The 2,500-nt window shown below is 72.0% G+C and carries 1 protein-coding gene and 1 pseudogene; both read left to right on the top strand.

The genetic code is table 11. The features are described from left to right. Positions 1 to 1,585, top strand: a 1,585-nt coding sequence (gene kdpA, locus AB0C69_RS41100; RefSeq protein ID WP_360362078.1) for a potassium-transporting ATPase subunit KdpA, incomplete at its 5' end; no start/stop codon positions are given. Next, positions 1,585 to 2,500: pseudogene (locus tag AB0C69_RS41095) on the top strand (potassium-transporting ATPase subunit B); the annotation flags it as partial. The gene kdpA and the pseudogene AB0C69_RS41095, both read left to right, overlap by 1 nt.

The following is a 2,500-nucleotide window of genomic DNA, read 5'->3' as shown; positions in this document are numbered from 1 at the left end:
GCACGCTCCGAGGACCCCGGGTTCCGGCCGTCAGCCGGATGACGCCCCGGTCGACCGGCTGATCGGAGTCGATCCCGAAGCCGAGCAGAGGTGGGGCGTCTACGCGCGCAGCGTCCTGGCCTTCTCGGTCGTCGGCGTGCTGTTCCTCTACGGCTTCCAGCGGGTGCAGAACCACCTCCTTCTCAGCCTGGGGTTCGACCCGGTCAAGCCCGACCAGGCCTGGAACACCGCGGTCAGCTTCGTGACCAACACCAACTGGCAGTCGTACGCGGGCGAGTCGACGATGGGCCACCTGGTGCAGATGGCCGGGCTCGCGGTGCAGAACTTCGTCTCGGCGGCCGTGGGCATGGCCGTGGCCGTCGCGCTGGTGCGCGGATTCGCGCGCCGCAAGAGCGATCACCTCGGCAACTTCTGGGTCGACCTGACCCGAGGGTCGCTGCGGATCCTGCTCCCCATCGCCTTCGTCGGCGCCGTCGTCCTGGTGTCCGGCGGGCTGGTCCAGAACTTCTGGGACCCCGCGCACCACACGGTGGACACGGTCGCCGGGGGCGCCCAGACGCTGACGGGCGGCCCGGTGGCCTCCCAGGAAGTGATCAAGGAACTCGGGACGAACGGCGGCGGCTTCGCCAACGCCAACTCCGCGCACCCCTTCGAGAACGGCGCGGCGTGGACGAACTGGCTGGAGATCCTGCTGATCCTCCTCATCCCGTTCGCGCTGACCCGGACCTTCGGCCGCATGGTGGGCCAGCCGCGGCAGGGGTACGCGATCGCGGCGGTCATGGGTCTGCTCGCCCTGGTGAGCGTCTCGCTGACCATGATCTTCCAGGGCCTGCACCACGGGACGGTCCCGACCGCGGTCGGCGCGGCCACGGAGGGCACCGAGGCGCGCTTCGGGGTGCTGAACTCCGCGGTGTTCGCCGCGGCGACCACGCTGACGTCGACCGGCGCCGTGGACTCCTTCCACGACTCCTACACCGGCCTCGGCGGCATGATGACGCTGGTCAACATGATGCTGGGCGAGGTGGCGCCCGGCGGCGTCGGCTCGGGCCTGTACGGGATGCTGGTCCTCGCCGTGATCACGGTGTTCGTGGCGGGGCTGATGGTCGGCCGCACGCCCGAGTACCTGGGCAAGAGGATCGGTGCGCGGGAGATCAAGTTCGCCGCGCTGTACTTCCTGGTCACGCCCGCGCTCGTGCTCGCCGGGACCGCCGCGGCGATGGCGACCGGCAGCGGCCGCGCGGGCCTGCTGAACTCCGGCCCGCACGGGCTGACGGAGGTCCTGTACGCGTTCACCTCCGCGTCCAACAACAACGGCTCCGCGTTCGCGGGCCTCACGGTCAACACCGTCTGGTACGACACGGCGCTGGGGCTCTGCATGGCCCTCGGCCGGTTCCTGCCCATCGTCTTCGTGCTCGCCCTGGCCGGTTCGCTGGCCCGCCAGGGGCACACCCCCGAATCGGACGGCACCCTGCCCACGCACCGGCCCCAGTTCGTCGGGCTGGTCGCGGGCGTCACCGTCGTCCTCGTCGCGCTCACGTTCCTGCCCGCGCTCGCGCTCGGGCCGCTGGCAGAGGGAATCCACTGATGGCCACGACGCAGACCGCGCGGACGCCCGCGCAGTCGCCCGCCCCCGAACCCTCGGGCCGTGCCCGGGGCGCCCTGCTCGATCCGCGGCAGATGCTGCGGTCCCTGCCGGACGCGCTCCGGAAACTGGATCCCCGGACGCTGTGGCGGAACCCGGTGATGCTGATCGTCGAGATCGGCGCCGTGTGGTCCACGGTCCTGGCGGCCACCGATCCGACCTGGTTCGGCTGGCTGGTCGTCGCCTGGCTGTGGCTCACGGTGGTCTTCGCCAACCTGGCCGAGGCGGTGGCCGAGGGCCGCGGCAAGGCCCAGGCGGACACGCTCCGGCGGGCCCGGCGGGACATGACGGCCCGGCGCCTGGCCGGCTGGCGGCCCGGGGCGATGGACGTGCGCGAAGAGCCGGTCCCCGCGCCCGAGCTCGCGCAGGGCGACATCGTGGTCGTCGAGGCCGGGCAGACCATCCCCGCGGACGGCGACGTCGTGGACGGCATCGCCAGCGTGGACGAGTCGGCGATCACGGGGGAGTCGGCCCCGGTGATCCGGGAGTCGGGCGGCGACCGCAGCGCGGTGACCGGCGGCACCCGGGTGCTGTCGGACCGCATCGTGGTGCGGGTGACCCAGAAGCCCGGCGAGAGCTTCATCGACCGGATGATCGCGCTGGTGGAGGGGTCGAGCCGGCAGAGGACGCCGAACGAGATCGCGCTGAACATCCTGCTCGCCGCGCTGGCGGTCGTCTTCCTGCTCGCCACCGCGACGCTCCAGCCCCTGGCGATCTACTCCAAGGACACCAATCCCGGAGTGCCGGACTCGCCGGCCCTGGGCGCGGACGGGGTGACCGGGATCGTGCTGGTGTCGCTGCTGGTGTGCCTGATCCCGACGACGATCGGTGCGCTGCTGTCGGCGATCGGGATCGCGG

Source organism: Actinomadura sp. NPDC048032 (assembly GCF_040653175.1).
In the GTDB taxonomy this organism is placed as follows: Bacteria; Actinomycetota; Actinomycetes; order Streptosporangiales; family Streptosporangiaceae; genus Spirillospora; species Spirillospora verrucosospora.
Note: the sequence above shows the minus strand (reverse complement) of the source record. Positions and strands in the feature narration are given on the sequence as shown.